The organism is Streptomyces sp. NPDC101194 (genome assembly GCF_044767885.1).
Lineage (GTDB): Bacteria > Actinomycetota > Actinomycetes > Streptomycetales > Streptomycetaceae > Streptomyces.
In genome coordinates this window covers 213,175-230,668 of record NZ_JBIWOS010000007.1, presented here as the reverse complement: position 1 = coordinate 230,668, position 17,494 = coordinate 213,175, and the positions used below count along the sequence as shown (strand labels likewise).

Genomic DNA, 17,494 nt, shown 5'->3' with positions numbered 1-17,494 from the left:
CGGCGGTGCCGGGCGGCCCGGTGAAGTCCGTCCCCGCCCGGCACCTCCCGGCCCCTGCTCGCCCCGGGGGACGGACAGGACCGCCGCAGGTTCACCCCCGCGTCCGGCTCCGCCCGCAACACCGCGCCCTCACCCCACGGAGCTGTAGGCCACGACCCCCCGCAACACCGCGTCCACCGCCTTGCGCGCACTCCGCGCCACGGAACTCCCCTCCCGCGGGGCCGCGGCCGCGATCTGCCCCAGCACGTCGATCACCTGCTTGCACCACCGCACGAAGTCCCCGGCCGGCATGTCCGCCTCGCCCAGCACCTCGTCCAGCGTCCGTCCCGACGCCCACATGTGGACGGCCCAGGCGAACCCCAGATCGGGTTCGCGCTGCCCGACCCCCTCGGCCTGATTGATCTTGAAGTCCTCCTCCAGGGCGTCGAGCCGACCCCAGATCCGGACCATCTCGCCCAACGCCGTTCTCGCGGGCCCGGACGGCAGCTTGGGCGCCACCGCGTCATCGGCCTGCCGCGCCTCGTACACCAACGCAGAGACGCACGCCGCGAGTTCGGCGGGGTTCAGGCCCTCCCACACCCCGGCCCGCAGGCACTCGCTCGCCAGCAGGTCCAGCTCGCCGTAGAGCCGCGCGAGCCGCTGCCCGTGCTCGGTGACCTCATTGCCGCGCAGGTAGTCGAGCTCGGTGAGCAGCGCGACGATCCGGTCGAAGGTGCGGGCGATCGTGTTCGTCCGCCCTTCGATCCGCCGCTCCAGCTGCCTGGTGTCGCGCTGCAGCCGGTGGTAGCGCTCGGCCCATCGCGCATGGTCCTCGCGCTCGTCGCAGCCGTGACAGGGGTGTGCGCGCAACTCCGCCCGGTAGCGGGCGATCTCACGGTCGTCGGCCGCGACGGAGCGCCCCTTGCGGTGCCGCTCGGGCGCTATGTGCCCGGCCTTGGTCCGCAGCGCGGAGGCGAGATCACGGCGTGACTGCGGTGAGCGCGGATTGAACGACTTCGGCACCCGCATCCGCTCCAGGGCCGTCACCGGAACGGGGAAGTCGATCGAGGCGAGCCGCTTGACCTGACGCTCCGCGGTCAGCACCAACGGCCGCGGTCCGTCGTGGTATTCGAGCCCGCGGTGCCCGTGCCCGTTGGTGCGTCCCGCGGAGAGCCCCGGGTCGAGGACCAGCGCCAGTCCGGCGAACTTTCCGGTGGGCACGTGGATGACGTCGCCGGGCTTGAGCTTCTCCAGGGAGGCCGCGGCGGCGGCCCGCCGCTGCGACGCGCCCTGCTTGGCGAGCTCGTTCTCCCGCTCCTTGAGGTCGCGGCGCAGTCGCGCGTACTCCTCGAAGTCACCGAGGTGGCAGGTCATGCCCTCCCGGTACCCCTCCAGCCCCTCTTCGTTCCGCTGGACCTGCCGGGAGATCCCGACCACCGACCGGTCGGCCTGGAACTGCGCGAAGGAGGTCTCCAGCAGCTCGCGCGAGCGGTGCCGCCCGAACTGATGCACCAGATTGACGGCCATGTTGTACGAGGGCCGGAAGCTGGAGCGCAGCGGGTACGTGCGCGTGCCCGCGAGTCCGGCCAGGGCCCCGGGGTCCATGCCGCGCTGCCAGAGCACCACCGCATGGCCTTCGACGTCGATGCCGCGCCGGCCGGCCCGGCCGGTCAGCTGCGTGTACTCGCCGGGAGTGATGTCGGCGTGCTGCTCGCCGTTCCACTTGACGAGCTTCTCCAGGACGACCGAACGCGCGGGCATGTTGATGCCGAGGGCGAGGGTCTCCGTCGCGAAGACGGCCTTGACGAGACCTCGTACGAACAGCTCCTCGACGACTTCCTTGAAGGTGGGCAGCATGCCCGCATGGTGAGCGGCGATGCCCCGCTCCAGCCCTTCGAGCCATTCGTAGTAGCCCAGGACGTGGAGGTCCTCGCCGGGGATGGACGCGGTCCGCTCCTCGACTATCTCTCGGACCAGGCGGCGCTTGTCCTCGTCGTTGAGCCGCAGTCCGGCGTGCAGGCACTGCTGCACGGCGGCCTCGCAGCCGGCCCGGCTGAAGATGAAGGTGATGGCGGGGAGCAGCCCCTCGGCGTCCAGCCGGTCGATGACCTCGGGCCTGGCCGGGGTCCAGATCCGGCTGCGCTGGCGCCGCTCGCGCTCACGGTCGGCCTCACGGACCATCTTGCCGCGTCGGCGTTCACGCGGGTTGTATCCCCGCTGGTTCTCCATCCGGACGAGCCGCACGAGGTCGGGGTTGACCTCACGGCGCCCCGTGCCCCGGCCGCCGTGATCGGTCTCCTCCTCGAAGAGGTCGTACATCCGGCGGCCCGCGAGCACGTGCTGCCAGAGCGGCACGGGGCGGTGCTCGGAGACGATGACCTGGGTGTCACCGCGGACCGTGTCGAGCCAGTCGCCGAACTCCTCGGCATTGGACACGGTCGCCGACAGCGACACCAGGGTCACGGAGTCCGGGAGGTGGATGATCACTTCCTCCCAGACGGCGCCCCGGAACCGGTCGGAGAGGTAGTGCACCTCGTCCATCACCACATAGCCGAGCCCGCGCAGCGCCTGCGAACCCGCGTACAGCATGTTCCGCAGCACCTCGGTGGTCATCACGACCACGGGGGCATCGCCGTTGACGCTGTTGTCCCCGGTCAGCAGACCGACCTTGTCGGGCCCGTAGCGCTTGACCAGATCGGTGAACTTCTGGTTGGACAGGGCCTTGATGGGGGTGGTGTAGAAACACTTGCGGCCCTGTTCGAGGGCGAGGTGCACCGCGAATTCGCCGACGATCGTCTTGCCCGAGCCGGTGGGGGCGGCGACGAGCACCCCCTTGCCGGCCTCCAACGCCTCGCAGGCCTCGATCTGGTAGGGGTCCAGATCGAACTCGTACAGCTCGCGGAAGGGCGCGAGTGCGGTGGCCAGCTCGGCGGCGCGGATCCGAGAAGCCTGGTATCGCTCAGCTGGTGAGAGGTCCTCTGTCATCTTGCTTACGAGCCTACCCGCCGCCTCCGACAGTGACGCGATCTTTAAATTCCGGGGGCGGACCCCGGTGCGAGCACCCGCACCGCGCCCGGCACACAGGTCGCGGTCAGCGGCAGTGCCCCGAGCGGTTCACCGTCCGCGTACGCGGTGACACCGGCCGCCGCCAGCTCGATCGAGGAGACCCGGTGCACGGTGACCTCGGGGTGGTCGAGGTGCGTGCCCTTGTAGACGCGGGGGAAGACCTTGAGCAGGGTGGTGCGGCTGCAGTCCCCGACCACGGTCACGTCGAAGAGCCCGTCGTCCATGACGGCCCCGGCGCAGATCCGCATGCCGCCGCCGTACGTGGTCCCGTTGCCGACGGCGACGAGTGCGGCCTCGATCTCCCGGACCGGACCGCCGTCCAGCCTGATGCGGTACGGAATGGGCTTGAACGCGGCGAGTTCGGCGAGGATCGCGAGGTCGTACTTGAACCGTCCGCCGACCCAGCGCATCCGGTTGCCCCGGTCGTTGACCCGGGAGTCGAAGCCGGAGGCGAGCACGGAGCCGAACCACCGCTCACCGACCCTGCCGAGGTCGACCTCGCGGACGGCACCGCCCTTGAGCGCCTCCGCGGCCAGCCGTCCGGCAGCGGCCGGATCCCGTATCGGCATCCCGAGCGCGCGGGCGAAGTCGTTCCCGGTCCCCACGGCGACGACCCCGAGCGGCGTCGTCGTCCCGGCAACGGCCTGCAGGGCGAGGGACATCATGCCGTCCCCGCCCACGGCTATCAGTGCTCCGGTCCCGCCGGCGACGGCCTCACGGGCCCGTCGCAGCGCGTCGTCGGCGTCCTCGCCGAGAACCGTGCGCACGGAGAATCCGGCGTCCCGCAACGCGGAAGCGGCCGGCTGCGCGGCACGCGCGCCCCGGCCGCTTCCTGCGGTGGGATTGACGAAGAGGGTGATCTCGCTGGTCACCCGGGGACCCTACAAGGTCAGGTGATGTCGTCGTAACCGTTGACCCGGTCGTGGTTCGAGTTCGCCTGGTCGGGCAATGAACGGCCGGACGAGACCGGTTCGATCTCACCGATGTCCTCGGGGGTGAGGTCCAGCTCCGACGCCTCGTCGTCGGCGGGCCCCGACGCCGCGCGCTCTGCCTTGCGTCGGTCGTTGAGCAGCGAGATCGCCGTGGCGACGAAGTAGAGCAACCAGATCGGTCCGGCGAGCATCAGCATGGTCATCGGGTCGGTGCTGGGCGTGGCCACCGCGGCGAAGACCGTGATGCCCATGATCATGCCCCGCCACCAGCCGAGCATCCGCTTGCCGGTGATGATCCCGCCGAAGTTCAGCATGACGAGCAGCAGCGGCAGCTCGAAGGAGAGCCCGAAGACCACCACCATGCGCGTGATCAGATCGAGCAGTTCATCCAGCGGCAACTGGTTGTCGACGCCGCCCGGCGAGAAGTCCAGGAGCACCCGCGCCATCGTGGGCAGGGTCTTGTACGCGAAGAATCCGCCGGCGAGGAAGAGCGGGAAGCCCGCGCCGACGAAAGCGAGCGAATACTTCTTCTCGTGCTTGTGCAGTCCCGGCGCGACGAACGCCCACAGCTGGTAGAGCCAGACAGGCGAGGCAAGGACGATGCCTGCCATCAAGGAGACCTTGAGGGCGAGGGTGAACGGGGTGAGGAGGCCGTTCAGGACGATACGGGCACACGTACCGTCCTCCTTCTTGGCGAGCTCGGCGAAGCTGGACTCGCAACCGACCGACTTCAGCACCGGGTCGGTGAAGAACTCGATGATGTCCTTGTAGAAGAACGCGGCCACGATCGTGACGACGACGATCCCGAGCAGTCCCTTGGCCAAGCGGTTACGCAGCTCACGCAGGTGCTCCACCAGGGGCATGCGGCCCTCTGGGTCCGTCTCCTGCTTGCGGGCAGACTTGAGCAACCCACGTCCTCATCTCGTGCAGCAGGCCCTTGCCGATCAGAGCGCCTGCGTCGGCCCGTTTCTTGTCAGCGCTTGGTGGAGTCGGTCGGCTCTGCGACCGGACGCGAGCTGGTCACGTCACCCGGCGCCGCCTTGATGGTGCGCGGGGCCGCCTGGTCCTGGGCGGTGTCGTTCGCCGGCTCGGCCGGGGTGGCCGACGGGCTGCCCTCGGACTTCATGGCCTTGGCCTCGCTCTTGAGGATGCGGGCCGACTTGCCGAGCGAGCGAGCCATGTCAGGAAGCTTCTTCGCGCCGAACAGCAGAACAATGACGACGAGGATCAGGATGATCTCGGGAGCGCCGAGCCTTCCGAACATATGCGTGTACCTTCTCACCGAGGCAGCAGGGGTGGGGCGGACCGAACGTCGGACGGCGTCCGATCGTCGTACTGTCAGCGATCGTATCCCGCAGGAGTAAACGCAGGGCAATACCCATGCATCCTTGCGATTACGGCCCATGCCTCGCTCTCAGGGCCGCGTTCAGCAGCGTACCCCCCGAACCCGGGAAACAGGAGGTCGCGCCCGCACCGATCCATCGGCCCAGCTCACGGCCTCACACGAACGTGGGGTCGGTGGATCCGGGTGCGTTCGCCGGCACGCGAGCCCGGCAGCATCCGAAGGGGAGACTCCGGGGCTGTCCGTGCCCCCTGGCGGGCGCCAAGGGCACGGACAGCCCTCAGCGCAGCGATTCACCCGTGGCGGCAAGATCCGTCGCGGCCCGCTCGAGGTCCTCGGCCGCCCGGTTGATGCGCTGGGTGGTCCGGGTCACCTGACGCCCCAGGCGCTGGGCCTCGACGAAGACCTTGACGGCCAGCACCCCGAGGACGGCGATCCCGAGAAACCCCAGGGCGATGGCGAGCATGGGCCAGAACATGCGCAGAGCCTCAATGTGTCTAGGTGTCCGAAGTTCCGAGGCCGACCGGTGCGCCGGTCGGCCTAAAGGCTGGTGTGGAGACGCAACGTCCGTACTCCGCCGACGGTGAGGAGTTCGACGATCCGTTCCCCGGCGGGCTTGCGGACGGCCGTGCCGCACGCCGGGCAGGTGAACGAGTAGAACGTCGTCCGGCGGCTGGCACCCACGGCGAGGCGGATGGCACCGGCGGACAGTTCAAACCGTTCGCGACAATCCGGGCATGAGGCCTTGAATCGCACAGATTCGGGCACCACCACGGTCGGGACGCCTGACACCACAGGCATATTGCTCATATCTCCCTCAGGTATCCGCTCAGGCCGGGTCGTCATAGGCGGCGAGCGCCGCACGGGCCGCTCCCCGCGCACTCTGTGCCAGTTCCGGCGGGGAGACGATGCGGCCCTCTCCGCCGAGCCGCAGCGCGAGTCTGCGCAGCGAGGCCGGGTCGGGGGTGCGCAGAGTGATCCGCAGCCCTCCGTCGGACAGTTCCTGGGCGCTGTCGTGCGGATAGTACTCGGCGACCCACCGCCCGCCGGGCCCCACCTCGACCACGACCTCCGGGTCCTCGGCCGCCGGCTGGACGAGTCCTTCGGACAGATCCCGCAGTTCCAGCTCGGGCGGTGCGGCCGGCTCGTCCAGCAGCCGGATCTCGGCCACCCGGTCGAGCCGGAACGTACGCCGGTCCTCCGAGGACCGGCACCAGGCCTCCATGTACGTGTGCCCCACGGCGAACAGCCGGATCGGGTCCACCTCGCGCTCGGTGAGTTCGTCGCGCGCGGGCGAGTAGTAGCGCAGCCAGAGCCGGCGCCGCTCGGAGATCGCCCGGTCGACGTCGGCGAAGACACCGCCCTCGGACTCGAAGGTGACCGAGAGCCGTGAGCTCGCCGCTCCGACCTCGCCGGCGGCGGTCTCCAGCTTCGCGGTGGCCCGCAGCAGCGCCTGCCGGTCGCTCTCGCGCAGCCCCGGCAGCGTGGCCACGGCGCGGGCGGCGACCAGGAGCGCCGTCGCCTCGTCGGCCGCGAGCCGCAGCGGCTCCGCGACGTCGTCCGGGTTGTGCCACCAGATCCGGTCGCCGTCGGTGTCGATGTCCAGCAGGTCCCCGCCGCGGAAGCTCGTCCCGCACATGGGCAGCACATCGAGGTCCGAGATCAGTTCGTCCTCGCTGATCCCGAAGGCGCGGGCGACGTCCTGGACGTGGGCACCGGGGCGCTCGCGCAGATAGGTCACCAGGGAGAGCATCCGGCGGGTCTGGTCGATCGCGTTCGTGGCCATGATCGGGCCCCCTCAGTCCTTGGCCACGGCGCGCAGCCGGTCCACCACATCGGCCCGCAGATCAGCGGGTTCCCGTACGACGACGTCCGGACCGAACTCGACGAGCCAGGCGTCCAGACCGTGCCCGTACGGAATCTCCAACTCGTCCCACCCGTCCCCGAGTTCCCGGACCGATACGGCGCGCGAGCGCAGCGGGTATCCGGCACCGGTCCGCAGCCTGATCAGCGCGGTCCGGGTCGCCGTCTCCCCCGCCCAGCTCTCCACCGTCTCGCGGACGGTCACGACGTCGGGCACCTCGGCGACGAAGGTGCCGGCCCGGGAGCGGACCCGGCCGGTGATCCGGGAGAGGCGGAAGACCCGTTCGGCGCCGCGGTCCCGGTCCCAGCCGGCCAGGTACCAGTGGCCGCGCCAGCACTCCAGCGTCCACGGCTCGACCTGGCGCTGTTCGGGCCGGGCGGCGTTGGCCTTGCGGTAGTCGAAGGTCACCGGGCGGCGGTTCCGGCAGGCCAGCATCAACGGCTCGAACGCGGCCTCGTGAACGGGGATGCGGGGTTCGAGGGCGCTGTGCACCTCGTAGGCGTCCTCGGCCTCCGGCATGCCCGCGGCCCGCAGCTTCTGCAGCGCACCGCTGGCGGCACCGGCCAGCCGCGCCTGCTGCCAGACCTTGGCGGCCAGTCCCAGCGCGGCGGCCTCCTCGGCGTCCAGCGTGATCGGGGGCAGCCGGTTGCTGTCGCGGCGGGCGAGATAGCCCGTGTCGCCGTCCAGGCTCTCCACGGTCTCGATGACCAGACCGAGCTCGCGCAGGTCGTCCTTGTCGCGCTCGAACATCCGGTTGAAGGCGTCGTCGGAACCCGCTTCCAGATAGGCCTCGATGGAGCCGCGCAGTTCGCGCTTGCTCAGCGGGCGCCGGGTCCCCAGCAGGCACAGGGCCAGGTTCATCAGCCGCTCGGCCTTGGCAATCGCCATCGACGCCCTTTCTGTTTTGCTCTACGACCGTCGACCGTACCGCTACGCGGTGTCCGGGCAAAAGCGAGGGCCCGTGCCTTGCGGCACGGGCCCTGGCTGCGTATGGCCGCGGATCAGACGGCGACCAGGTCGCAGACGAAGATCAGCGTCTCGCCGGGGGCGATACGGCCGCCACCGGCGCCGCGGTCGCCGTACGCGAGGTGCGCGGGGATGGTCAGCTGGCGGCGGCCACCGACCTTCATGCCCTGCACGCCCTTGTCCCAGCCGGAGATGACCTGGCCGGCACCGAGCTGGAACTGCAGCGGGGCGCCGCGGTTCCAGGACGCGTCGAACTCCTCGCCGGTGGAGAAGGCCACGCCCACGTAGTGGACGGAGACGGTGGCGCCCGCCTCGGCCACCGCGCCGTCGCCTTCCCAGATGTCCTTGATCTCCAGGTCGGCCGGCGGCTCGCCACCCGGGAAGTCGATCTCGGGCTTCTCGATGCTCACTGACTTGCTCCTCTTAATGATGAACTGGGCAACCGGGACAGTCTTACATCTTCGCCAGGATGTCCACGGCGAAGACCAGCGTGGACTTCGCCGGAATGGTCTGCTGGGCCTTGTCGCCGAAACCCTGGTCCGGCGGAATGACGAGGAGCACCCGGCTGCCGATCTTCTTGCCGACGAGCCCGTTCTTGAGCCCCTTGAGGGTGACCTGGGCGAGCGGGAAGGTCTGTGTCTTGCCGGTGGCGTAGGTGCTGTCGAACGTCTTGCCGTCCTTCCACAGCAGACCCACGTAGTTCACGACGACGCTGTCGGTGTCCTTCACGACGTCGCCCTTGGACTCCAGGATGTAATTGGAGACGAGCTTCGTCGGCGGGGCGGTCTTGGTGGGGATGGTGACCTTCGGGGCCTTGCCGTCCGTGTTGGTGCCGACCTTCGGCAGGTCGGCATTGTCCTGGGCCACCTCGGTGCCCTTGGCGGACGCCGGGATCTGTGTCGCCTTCAGAATGTCGACGACGAACACGAGCGTGGCGTTCGGCTTGATGTCGCCCTGGCCCTGCGCCCCGTAGCCGAGGTCCGGCGGAATGACCAGCTCGACCCGGCTGCCGACCTTCTGGCCGACGAGGCCCTTGTCCCAGCCCTGGATGACCATGCCGGCGCCGAGGGTCAGATCGAACGGCTGCTTGCGGTCGAAGCTGTTGTCGAACGGCTTGTCGGAGTCCCAGGCCTGCCCGAGGTAGTTGACCTGGATCGCGTCGCCGTTCTTGAGCGTGGCCCCGTCACCCTGGCTGACGACTCTGGTCTTCAGCTCCTTGGGCGGGTTTCCGGTCCCTTTGGACAGCGTGGGCTTCTCGCCGAACTTCGCGCCCGCGGTGATGGCGGGGAACCCGTTCTCGGACGCGGCGGAAGCAGAAGCGGAAGCTGAAGCGGAGCCCTTCTCGTTGCCACAGGCCGCTGCCAGCAGCAACAGGGGGACGACGAGAAGGCCGGCAAGTCGGCGCACTTGTTCCTCAGATCTCAGACGGCACGTTTGGTTGAGTCCCCGACACTCTAGGGCGTACGCAGGGCCCCGTACGAGGAACGCACGGGGCCCGCGTCGCGCCGCAGGCCGAGGTCGACCTGTCACCGGCTCACATACCCGCGATCAGCTTCTCCACCCGGTCGTCCACCGAACGGAACGGGTCCTTGCACAACACCGTGCGCTGCGCCTGGTCGTTGAGCTTGAGATGGACCCAGTCGACGGTGAAGTCCCGCCGCTGCTCCTGGGCCCGGCGGATGAAGTCCCCGCGCAGCCGCGCCCTGGTCGTCTGCGGGGGCACGGACTTCCCCTCGAAGATCTTCAGGTCGTTGCAGACGCGAGCGGCCTGTCCCTTGCGCTCCAACAGGTAGTACAGCCCGCGACGACGATGGATGTCGTGGTAGGCGAGGTCTATCTGGGCGACCCGCGGATGCGACATGGTCATGTTGTGCTTGGCCCGGTACCGCTCGATGAGCTTGTACTTCATGACCCAGTCGATCTCGGTCTCGATCCGGTCGAGATCCTCGGCCTCGATCGCGTCGAGCGTACGGCCCCACAGCTCCAGGACCCGCGCGACGGTGCCGGTACGGATGCCGCGCCGGTCGACGAAGTCGACGGCCTTCTCGTAGTACTCGCGCTGCACCTCGATGGCGGACGCCTCACGGCCACTGGCCAGACGCACCTTGCGCTGCCCCGTGGTGTCGTGGCTGACCTCCCGGATCGCCCGGATCGGGTTCTCCAGCGTCAGATCCCGCATCACGGTGCCCGCCTCGATCATCCGGAGCACCAGGTCCGTCGCCCCGACCTTGAGCAGCATGGTCGTCTCGGACATGTTGGAGTCACCGACGATGACGTGGAGGCGGCGGTACCGCTCCGCGTCCGCGTGCGGTTCGTCGCGCGTGTTGATGATCGGGCGGGAACGCGTCGTGGCGGAGCTGACGCCCTCCCAGATGTGCTCGGCACGCTGACTGACGCAGTAGACGGCGCCCCGCGGTGTCTGCAGCACCTTGCCCGCGCCGCAGATCAGCTGCCTCGTGACGAGGAAGGGAATGAGGATGTCCGCGAGCCGGGAGAATTCCCCGTGCCGCGCCACGAGATAGTTCTCGTGGCAGCCGTAGGAGTTTCCCGCCGAGTCGGTGTTGTTCTTGAAGAGATAGACGTCGCCCGCGATTCCCTCCTCGTGCAGGCGGCGTTCGGCATCGACGAGCAGGCCTTCGAGAATGCGCTCGCCGGCCTTGTCGTGCGTGACCAATTCGGTCAGGTTGTCGCATTCGGGGGTTGCATATTCCGGATGCGATCCCACGTCGAGGTAGAGGCGGGCGCCGTTCCGCAGAAAGACGTTGCTGCTGCGGCCCCATGACACAACACGGCGGAAGAGGTAGCGCGCCACTTCATCAGGGGACAGTCGGCGCTGTCCCCTGAACGTGCACGTGACGCCGTACTCGTTCTCCAGCCCGAAAATGCGGCGGTCCATGACTGAACATTACGCCTGATGGCCTGAGCTGAAACCGGGTTCGACAGCACCGTTTCGATCATTTTCCGATCCCTGTGCGGCAACAGACGTATGTCCGGGAACTGCGAGGAACCTTCCCGTGGCCAGCAGAACCACCAGTGCCGCCACCCCACCGGCCCCCGCGACGGCGAAACTCCACGTCGTGCCGCCCAGTTCGACGGCCGGGCCCGCCACGGCCGTTCCCGCCGCCGCGCCCACCCCGAACGTCGTCACCAGCCACGAGAACGCCTCGGTCACCGTGCCCCGCGGAGCGTGCCGGTCGACCACGATGAACGAGCAGGCGATCGCAGGCGCCAGAAAGACTCCGGAGACCGCCGCCAGGACGGTCATGGCGACCACTCCGGGGGTCAGCGTCAGCGGCAGATAGCCCAGTGCCAGCAGCGCGACGATGACCCGCAGCCGGCGTTCCGGCGCCCCGGCCCACCGGCGTGCCCCGTACACCGCACCACCGATCAGCGCACCCAGTCCGAGCGCGGCCATCAGCCAGCCGTACACCGACTCCCGACCGTGGTCGTCGGCGTACGCCACCCCGGCCACGGTGATGGAACCGAGCGCGAGCCCGACGAAGAAGAACGAGCCGAGCAGCGCCAGCAGCCCCGGCGAGCGCAGCGCGCCCAGCCAGTGCGCCTCGCGGGGCGCGGAACGCCAGGTGCGCGAGGGTTCGGAGAGGACGACCGAGAGCGCCCCCAGGACGCCGATCACGTTGATGACGAGCAGAGCGGCGGCGGGTGACCAGAAGGAGACGAGCACCGTCACCAGCAGCGGACCCACGGTGAACATGACCTCCTGGGCGACGGCGTCCATCGCGTACGCCCGGTGCACCCGGTCCTCGCTGCCGAGGACGGACGGCCACAAGGCCCGCAGACCGCCCTCCAGCGGCGGGGTGAACACGCCGGCCACCATCACCGCGCCGTAGGCCAGGGGCAGCGATTCCAGGCCCACCAGGGCCAGCACGATCATGCCGAGCGCCGACGCCAGGGAGGCCGGGAGCTGGACGCGCGGCTGGCCGTACAGGTCCACCGCGCGGCCCAGCAGCGGCTGCCCGACCGCGGTGGCGAGCCCGTACACGGCCGCGAGCGCGCCTGCGAGCGTGTAGCTGCCGCCCTCGGCACGGGTGAACAGCACGATCGCGACCGGCGCGGTGCCGTTCGGCAGCCGCCCCACCAGGGTCCCCGCCAGCAGCCGGGCGGCATGCCGCGCCCGGAGGATGTCCAGATATCCCGCGGCCATGTCCCGCCCTCTCCTTCGGGCACGCACCGGCACCCCTGGGGTTTTACGTATAACGTCGAGGTCCATACGTACCATGTGCCCAGTCCGCAGGTCCACCGCACGGCGCCTGCCCCGATCGGCCCGGAGGCCCGAGTGACCAGCGCACCACAGCCCGCCCCGGCCCGGCCCACCAGCCGCGACGTCGCGCGGGCCGCAGGCGTCTCGCAGGCCACCGTCTCCCTCGTGCTCGGCGACAAATGGCGTGGAAGAGTCTCCGAGGCGACTGCCGAACGCGTACGGGGCGCCGCCCTCGGCCTCGGCTACCAGCCCAATCTCGCCGCCCGCAATCTCCGGCTCGGCCGCACCAGGACCGCACTCCTGGTCGTCCCCGCGCTCACCAACGAGTTCTTCGCGCGCGTCTACACCGGCGCCGCCGCGGTCGCCGCCGAGCACGGCTTCGGGGTCGTCCTCTACCCGTCCCCCGAGGGCACCGGGCCGGCCAGGGACCCCTTCGCCTCGGCGCGTGCCTCCCTCGACGGGGTGATCGCCTCGTCCATGGCCGCGGGCGCGCTCGACGCGCTGCGCGGCGCCGGTCTGCCACTGGTCATGCTCGACAGCGACCCGGCCGACACCGGGGTCGCGGCCCGGGTCAACCTGGACATCGCCGACGGCATGCGGCAGACGGTGGACCATCTGCTCGCGCTCGGCCACCGCCGCTTCGTCCACCTCGCGTCGGCGGTCGATTCCTGGACCTTCGCCGTCCGGGCCCGCGCCCTCCACGACGCCCTGGCGGCAGCCCAGGGCACCTGTGTGCGGACCGTGGCGGCGGCACTCGACGTCCACGCGGGCCGGGAGGCGACGGAGCGGGCACTCGCCGCCCCCGGTCCCTGGCCCACGGCCATCGTCTGTGACGACGACATCCTCGCCGCGGGCGCCTGCAAGGCCGCTCGCAGGCTCGGACTCCGCGTCCCCGACGACCTCTCCGTCACCGGCTTCGACGATCTGGCCCTGGCCACGGCCGTCGAACCGGAGCTCACCACCGTGCGGCTGCCCGCCGAGCAGGTCGGCGAACGGGGCATGGCGGCCCTGCTGGCGGTCCTGGACGGCCGCCCCGCAGAGCCCGGCAGCCTGCCGGTGCGCCTGGTGGCCCGTGGCTCCTCCGCGCCCCCACCGGCGGACGGCCCGCGCTCATGACGGTGCCCCGGCCCGCCGGGCAAGGGCGGAACGGGGCACCGGCGCAGTGCTCGACTACTCCTCGGAGGACTCCACGTCCCCACCGGAATCGGTGGACTTGGTGACATCCGTCGTGCCCGCGGAGGACTCCGTCCCGGAGGACTCGGCCCCCTCGTCGTCCTCGATGTCCGAGGGCGCGTCCGTCGGTGCGGAGCCGCCGTCCGCCTCCAGCAACCGTGCCAGCTGGCGGCCGACGATCCGCTTGAACTTGCGCTGCTGCGGCCTCGTACGGTCCAGGACCGCGACCTCCAGCCGCTCCGCGGGGATCTCCCGCTCACTGCCGTTGGGATCGCGGGACAGGGCCTGCACCGCCAGCTTGAGCGCCTCGGCGAGCGTCATCCCGTCCCGGTGCCGCTGGTCCAGGAAGGTGCTGATCTGCTCGGCGTTCCCACCGACCGCGACCGAGCCGTGCTCGTCGACGATCGAGCCGTCGTGCGGCAGCCGGTAGATCTGGTCGCCCTCGGGTTCGACCCCCACCTCGGCGACCACCAGCTCCACCTCGTACGGCTTCTCGGCCGCGCTGGAGAAGATGGTGCCCAGCGTCTGCGCGTAGACGTTGGCCAGCCCACGGGCCGTCACGTCGTCTCGGTCGTAGGTGTATCCGCGCAGATCCGCGTAGCGCACACCGCCGATGCGGAGGTTCTCGTACTCGTTGTACTTCCCGGCGGCGGCGAAACCGATCCGGTCGTAGATCTCGCTGAACTTGTGCAACGCGCGGGACGGGTTCTCGCCGACGAACACAATGCCGTCGGCGTACTGCAGCACAACCAGACTGCGACCGCGGGCGATGCCCTTCCGGGCGTATTCCGCCCGGTCGGCCATGGCCTGCTGGGGTGAGACATAGAACGGCGTCGACACCGGTTATCCGTCCCTTTCTGTCAGTGACTGGAGCATCGGAGAAGCAGCGGAACGGCGGTCAGAGCAGCGCGGCGCGCGGGCCGTCGGGCTGTTCCATCCGGTGCTCCAGGATCGAGCGGGCGATCTGGGACGACTCCGCCTCCTCCAGCCTCCGGAAGCCTTCGTCGGTGATGACGGTGACGATCGGGTAGATCCGCCGGGCCACATCGGGGCCGCCGGTCGCCGAATCGTCGTCCGCGGCGTCGTACAGAGCCTGCACGACCAGGGTGAGCGCCTGCTGCTCCGTCAGGTCCTCGCGGTAGAGCTTCTTCATCGACCCGCGGGCGAAGACCGACCCGGAGCCGGTGGCCGCGTACCCGTGCTCCTCGGAACGGCCGCCGGTGACGTCGTACGAGAAGATCCGGCCCTTCTCGCGGTCGAGGTCAAAACCGGCGAAGAGCGGCACGACGGCGAGGCCCTGCATGGCCATCCCCAGATTGCTGCGGATCATCGTGGAGAGCCGGTTGGCCTTGCCCTCCAGGGAGAGCTGGGCGCCCTCGACCTTCTCGAAGTGCTCCAGCTCCAGCTGGAAGAGCTTGACCATCTCCACGGCCAGCCCGGCCGTGCCGGCGATGCCGACCGCCGAGTACTCGTCGGCCGGGAAGACCTTCTCGATGTCACGCTGCGCGATCACATTGCCCATGGTCGCTCGCCGGTCCCCGGCGAGGACCACTCCGCCGGGGAACGTCGCCGCGACGATGGTCGTCCCGTGCGGCGCCTCGATCGCCCCCTGCAGGGGCGGCAGGGTGCGGTTGCCCGGGAGCATCCCGGGAGCATGGCCGGACAGGAAATCCATGAACGAAGAGGATCCCGGCGTCAGGAAGGCAGCTGGTAGACGCCCGGTGCTACGAGTGTTGGCTTCCACGCGTTTCCCTCCAGGTAAGCGACGGCCCTGCGCAGGGTGTCAGGAGCGTCTCCCGACGTACCGATGGCCGAATTGCAGTCGATGCGGTTACGCCACGGACCCTACCCGTCCCGTGGCGGTGATCCACATGAACTGCGGGGGCGGCTCCGCACGGCCTGCGGCCCCGCCCGTGCCCGCGCGGTACGGGCCGACCTCGCCCGTACCGCACGCACGTTCCACTCCCCCAGTAGTTCACGTTCGTGAACTACTGTCCACCCTTTTGAACGAAGGAACGCACGAAGTCCTCCGCGTTCTCTTCGAGTACGTCGTCGATCTCGTCCAGAACCGAGTCGACATCGTCGCTCAGCTTCTCCTGGCGCTCCTTGAGGTCGTCGGACGCCTGCGCGTCCTGCGCCTGCTCCTCGACCTCCTCGGTGGAGCGCGTCGCCTTCTGCTGTCCGCCGCCGGTGTCCTTGGTCGCCATCTAGCTCACCCCGCTCGGTTCGAAGCACTTGATCAGACCCTACCCACGGGGTCCGACATTGGCCCGGTACTTGTCCAGACGTCCGGGGGTCATCCCGATGATTCCCCGATCGCGGCCGTTTCAGCCTCCCGACAGCACCTGGACCAGCTCTTCCGCCGTGCGGCAGCGGTCCAGGAGCTCCTTGACGTGGTTACGGGTGCCGCGGAGCGGTTCCAGGGTGGGCACCCGTTGCAGCGAGTCATGACCCGGCAGATCGAAGATGACCGAGTCCCAGGACGCCGCGGCCACGTCGTCTGCGTACTGGTCCAGGCAGCGGCCCCGGAAATAGGCCCTGGTGTCCTCCGGAGGGGCCGTACGGGCCTTCTCGACGTCGTCCTCGTCCAGCAGGCGCTTCATCTTCCCGCGAGCCGCCAGACGGTTGTACAGACCCTTCTCGGCCCTCACGTCGGCGTACTGGAGATCGACCAGGTGCAGACGCGCCGCGTCCCAGTCCAGGCTGTCCCGGCGGCGGTAGCCCTCCATGAGCTCCCGCTTGGCGATCCAGTCGAGCTCGCCGGACAGGCTCATGGGATCGTTCTCCAGCCGGTTGAGGGTGTCCTCCCAGCGGATCAGGACGTCCTTGGTCTGCTCGTCGGCGTCCGCCCCGTACCGTTCCTCGACGTATTTGCGGCCCAGCTCGAAGTACTCCATCTGGAGCTGCACCGCGGTGAGGGTACGGCCGCTGCGCAGCGTGATCAGGTGCTTCAGCGTCGGGTCGTGGGAGACGTGGTGCAGGGTGCGCACCGGCTGGTCGACCGCGAGATCGACGTTGATGAAACCGTCCTCGATCATGGAGAGGACCAGTGCCGTGGTGCCGAGCTTGAGATAGGTGGAGATCTCCGAGAGGTTCGCGTCGCCGATGATCACATGGAGCCGACGGTACTTCTCGGCGTCGGAGTGCGGTTCGTCACGGGTGTTGATGATGGGGCGCTTGAGGGTGGTCTCCAGACCGACCTCGACCTCGAAGTAGTCGGCGCGCTGGCTGATCTGGAAGCCGTGCTCATGGCCGTCCTGGCCGATTCCCACGCGTCCGGCCCCGGTGACCACCTGGCGGGAGACGAAGAACGGGGTCAGATGGCGCACGATGTCGGAGAAGGGGGTTTCCCGCTTCATCAGGTAGTTCTCGTGCGTGCCGTACGAGGCGCCCTTGTTGTCGGTGTTGTTCTTGTAGAGGTGGATCGGCTGGGCGCCGGGAAGCTGAGCGGCGCGGTCGGCCGCCTCGGCCATGATCCTCTCGCCGGCCTTGTCCCAGAGGACCGCGTCGCGCGGATTGGTGACTTCCGGGGAGCTGTACTCGGGGTGCGCGTGGTCGACGTAGAGGCGGGCCCCATTGGTGAGGATGACATTGGCGAGGCCGATGTCCTCGTCGGTGAGCTGGCTGGAGTCCGCGGTCTCACGGGCGAGGTCGAAACCTCGCGCGTCCCGCAGCGGGTTCTCCTCCTCGAAGTCCCAGCGGGCGCGGCGCGCCCGGTGCATCGCCGCTGCGTAGGCGTTGACGATCTGGGACGAGGTGAGCATGGCATTGGCGTTGGGGTGGCCGGGGACGGAGATCCCGTACTCCGTCTCGATGCCCATTACTCGCCGTACGGTCATGCGGCCCTCCTTGCCCGGCGGCGCCCTCTCGAGGGGGCGGCGCTCAAGTACCGCTGCTTGTCCGGTGCGTGTGCGGTGCCCGTCCCCGCACTGCGCGACCGGGCGGTACGC

17 protein-coding genes and 1 pseudogene are annotated in these 17,494 nt (G+C 69.5%); 1 reads left to right on the top strand and 17 read right to left on the bottom strand.

Annotated elements, in window-relative coordinates:
* Nucleotides 1-129: 129 nt before the first annotated feature.
* From ACIRP2_RS25745 to ACIRP2_RS25690, 12 genes are all read right to left on the bottom strand, one after another.
* On the bottom strand, nucleotides 130-2,964 hold the full coding sequence (locus ACIRP2_RS25745; RefSeq protein WP_404254102.1) for a DEAD/DEAH box helicase: 2,835 nt from the start codon (nucleotides 2,962-2,964) through the stop codon (nucleotides 130-132).
* 44 nt (nucleotides 2,965-3,008) lie between these two features.
* Entirely contained in the window at nucleotides 3,009-3,917 is a 909-nt protein-coding gene (locus ACIRP2_RS25740) for a diacylglycerol kinase (protein ID WP_404254100.1), read from the bottom strand.
* A gap of 17 nt (nucleotides 3,918-3,934) precedes the next feature.
* Nucleotides 3,935-4,885, bottom strand: coding sequence for a twin-arginine translocase subunit TatC (gene tatC, locus ACIRP2_RS25735; protein WP_404254098.1), 951 nt, complete (start codon nucleotides 4,883-4,885; stop codon nucleotides 3,935-3,937).
* Nucleotides 4,886-4,950: 65 nt separating this feature from the next.
* Complete coding sequence (gene tatA / locus ACIRP2_RS25730) at nucleotides 4,951-5,241, bottom strand: Sec-independent protein translocase subunit TatA (protein WP_351079211.1); 291 nt, start codon at nucleotides 5,239-5,241, stop codon at nucleotides 4,951-4,953.
* Nucleotides 5,242-5,599: 358 nt separating this feature from the next.
* The gene (locus tag ACIRP2_RS25725) at nucleotides 5,600-5,797 is read right to left on the bottom strand and encodes a hypothetical protein (protein WP_351079209.1); all 198 of its coding nucleotides are present in this window, start codon (nucleotides 5,795-5,797) and stop codon (nucleotides 5,600-5,602) included.
* Between the two features lie 62 nt (nucleotides 5,798-5,859).
* A complete protein-coding gene (locus tag ACIRP2_RS25720; RefSeq protein ID WP_404254095.1) occupies nucleotides 5,860-6,120 on the bottom strand; it encodes a hypothetical protein in 261 nt (86 codons plus the stop codon).
* A 28-nt stretch (nucleotides 6,121-6,148) separates the two neighbouring features.
* Nucleotides 6,149-7,105: a helix-turn-helix transcriptional regulator gene (locus tag ACIRP2_RS25715; protein WP_404254093.1), complete on the bottom strand. Its 957-nt coding sequence runs from the start codon at nucleotides 7,103-7,105 to the stop codon at nucleotides 6,149-6,151.
* 12 nt (nucleotides 7,106-7,117) lie between these two features.
* Nucleotides 7,118-8,071, bottom strand: coding sequence for a helix-turn-helix transcriptional regulator (locus ACIRP2_RS25710; RefSeq protein ID WP_404254091.1), 954 nt, complete (start codon nucleotides 8,069-8,071; stop codon nucleotides 7,118-7,120).
* Between the two features lie 113 nt (nucleotides 8,072-8,184).
* On the bottom strand, nucleotides 8,185-8,559 hold the full coding sequence (locus tag ACIRP2_RS25705; protein WP_351079199.1) for an FKBP-type peptidyl-prolyl cis-trans isomerase: 375 nt from the start codon (nucleotides 8,557-8,559) through the stop codon (nucleotides 8,185-8,187).
* Nucleotides 8,560-8,602: 43 nt separating this feature from the next.
* Nucleotides 8,603-9,556 (bottom strand): FKBP-type peptidyl-prolyl cis-trans isomerase, encoded by a 954-nt coding sequence (locus ACIRP2_RS25700; protein ID WP_404254088.1) that lies wholly within the window; start codon nucleotides 9,554-9,556, stop codon nucleotides 8,603-8,605.
* A gap of 127 nt (nucleotides 9,557-9,683) precedes the next feature.
* Nucleotides 9,684-11,045: a Pup--protein ligase gene (gene pafA, locus ACIRP2_RS25695; RefSeq protein ID WP_351079195.1), complete on the bottom strand. Its 1,362-nt coding sequence runs from the start codon at nucleotides 11,043-11,045 to the stop codon at nucleotides 9,684-9,686.
* Nucleotides 11,046-11,054: 9 nt separating this feature from the next.
* Nucleotides 11,055-12,314 carry an MFS transporter gene (locus ACIRP2_RS25690; RefSeq protein ID WP_404254086.1) on the bottom strand — a complete coding sequence of 420 codons (1,260 nt, stop codon included), beginning with the start codon at nucleotides 12,312-12,314 and terminating at the stop codon, nucleotides 11,055-11,057.
* Between the two features lie 132 nt (nucleotides 12,315-12,446).
* On the opposite strand from ACIRP2_RS25690, the gene ACIRP2_RS25685 reads away from it, so the two are divergent.
* A complete protein-coding gene (locus ACIRP2_RS25685; protein ID WP_404254084.1) occupies nucleotides 12,447-13,487 on the top strand; it encodes a LacI family DNA-binding transcriptional regulator in 1,041 nt (346 codons plus the stop codon).
* A 54-nt stretch (nucleotides 13,488-13,541) separates the two neighbouring features.
* On the opposite strand, the gene prcA is transcribed toward ACIRP2_RS25685, so the two are convergent.
* The 5 genes and pseudogenes from prcA to dop all read right to left on the bottom strand — a co-directional run bounded on the left by prcA (nucleotide 13,542) and on the right by dop (nucleotide 17,383).
* On the bottom strand, nucleotides 13,542-14,384 hold the full coding sequence (gene prcA / locus ACIRP2_RS25680) for a proteasome subunit alpha (RefSeq protein ID WP_404254082.1): 843 nt from the start codon (nucleotides 14,382-14,384) through the stop codon (nucleotides 13,542-13,544).
* 58 nt (nucleotides 14,385-14,442) lie between these two features.
* Nucleotides 14,443-15,288 carry a proteasome subunit beta gene (prcB, locus tag ACIRP2_RS25675; protein ID WP_404254080.1) on the bottom strand — a complete coding sequence of 282 codons (846 nt, stop codon included), beginning with the start codon at nucleotides 15,286-15,288 and terminating at the stop codon, nucleotides 14,443-14,445.
* Nucleotides 15,240-15,439, bottom strand: a pseudogene (locus ACIRP2_RS25670) (endonuclease domain-containing protein); the annotation flags it as partial. The gene prcB and the pseudogene ACIRP2_RS25670, both read right to left, overlap by 49 nt.
* Before the next feature lie 93 nt (nucleotides 15,440-15,532).
* Nucleotides 15,533-15,751, bottom strand: coding sequence for a ubiquitin-like protein Pup (locus ACIRP2_RS25665; RefSeq protein WP_108011740.1), 219 nt, complete (start codon nucleotides 15,749-15,751; stop codon nucleotides 15,533-15,535).
* A 120-nt stretch (nucleotides 15,752-15,871) separates the two neighbouring features.
* Nucleotides 15,872-17,383 carry a depupylase/deamidase Dop gene (dop, locus tag ACIRP2_RS25660; protein ID WP_404254078.1) on the bottom strand — a complete coding sequence of 504 codons (1,512 nt, stop codon included), beginning with the start codon at nucleotides 17,381-17,383 and terminating at the stop codon, nucleotides 15,872-15,874.
* Between the last annotated feature and the right edge of the window lie 111 nt (nucleotides 17,384-17,494).

Coding starts and splice junctions, on each gene's coding strand:
- dop (WP_404254078.1), bottom strand. CDS start 17,383: ATGACCGTACGGCGAGTAATGGGCATCGAGACGGAGTACGGGATCTCC.
- ACIRP2_RS25725 (WP_351079209.1), bottom strand. CDS start 5,797: ATGTTCTGGCCCATGCTCGCCATCGCCCTGGGGTTTCTCGGGATCGCC.
- tatA (WP_351079211.1), bottom strand. CDS start 5,241: ATGTTCGGAAGGCTCGGCGCTCCCGAGATCATCCTGATCCTCGTCGTC.
- ACIRP2_RS25745 (WP_404254102.1), bottom strand. CDS start 2,964: ATGACAGAGGACCTCTCACCAGCTGAGCGATACCAGGCTTCTCGGATC.
- ACIRP2_RS25715 (WP_404254093.1), bottom strand. CDS start 7,105: ATGGCCACGAACGCGATCGACCAGACCCGCCGGATGCTCTCCCTGGTG.
- ACIRP2_RS25720 (WP_404254095.1), bottom strand. CDS start 6,120: ATGCCTGTGGTGTCAGGCGTCCCGACCGTGGTGGTGCCCGAATCTGTG.
- ACIRP2_RS25690 (WP_404254086.1), bottom strand. CDS start 12,314: ATGGCCGCGGGATATCTGGACATCCTCCGGGCGCGGCATGCCGCCCGG.
- pafA (WP_351079195.1), bottom strand. CDS start 11,045: ATGGACCGCCGCATTTTCGGGCTGGAGAACGAGTACGGCGTCACGTGC.
- ACIRP2_RS25665 (WP_108011740.1), bottom strand. CDS start 15,751: ATGGCGACCAAGGACACCGGCGGCGGACAGCAGAAGGCGACGCGCTCC.
- ACIRP2_RS25710 (WP_404254091.1), bottom strand. CDS start 8,071: ATGGCGATTGCCAAGGCCGAGCGGCTGATGAACCTGGCCCTGTGCCTG.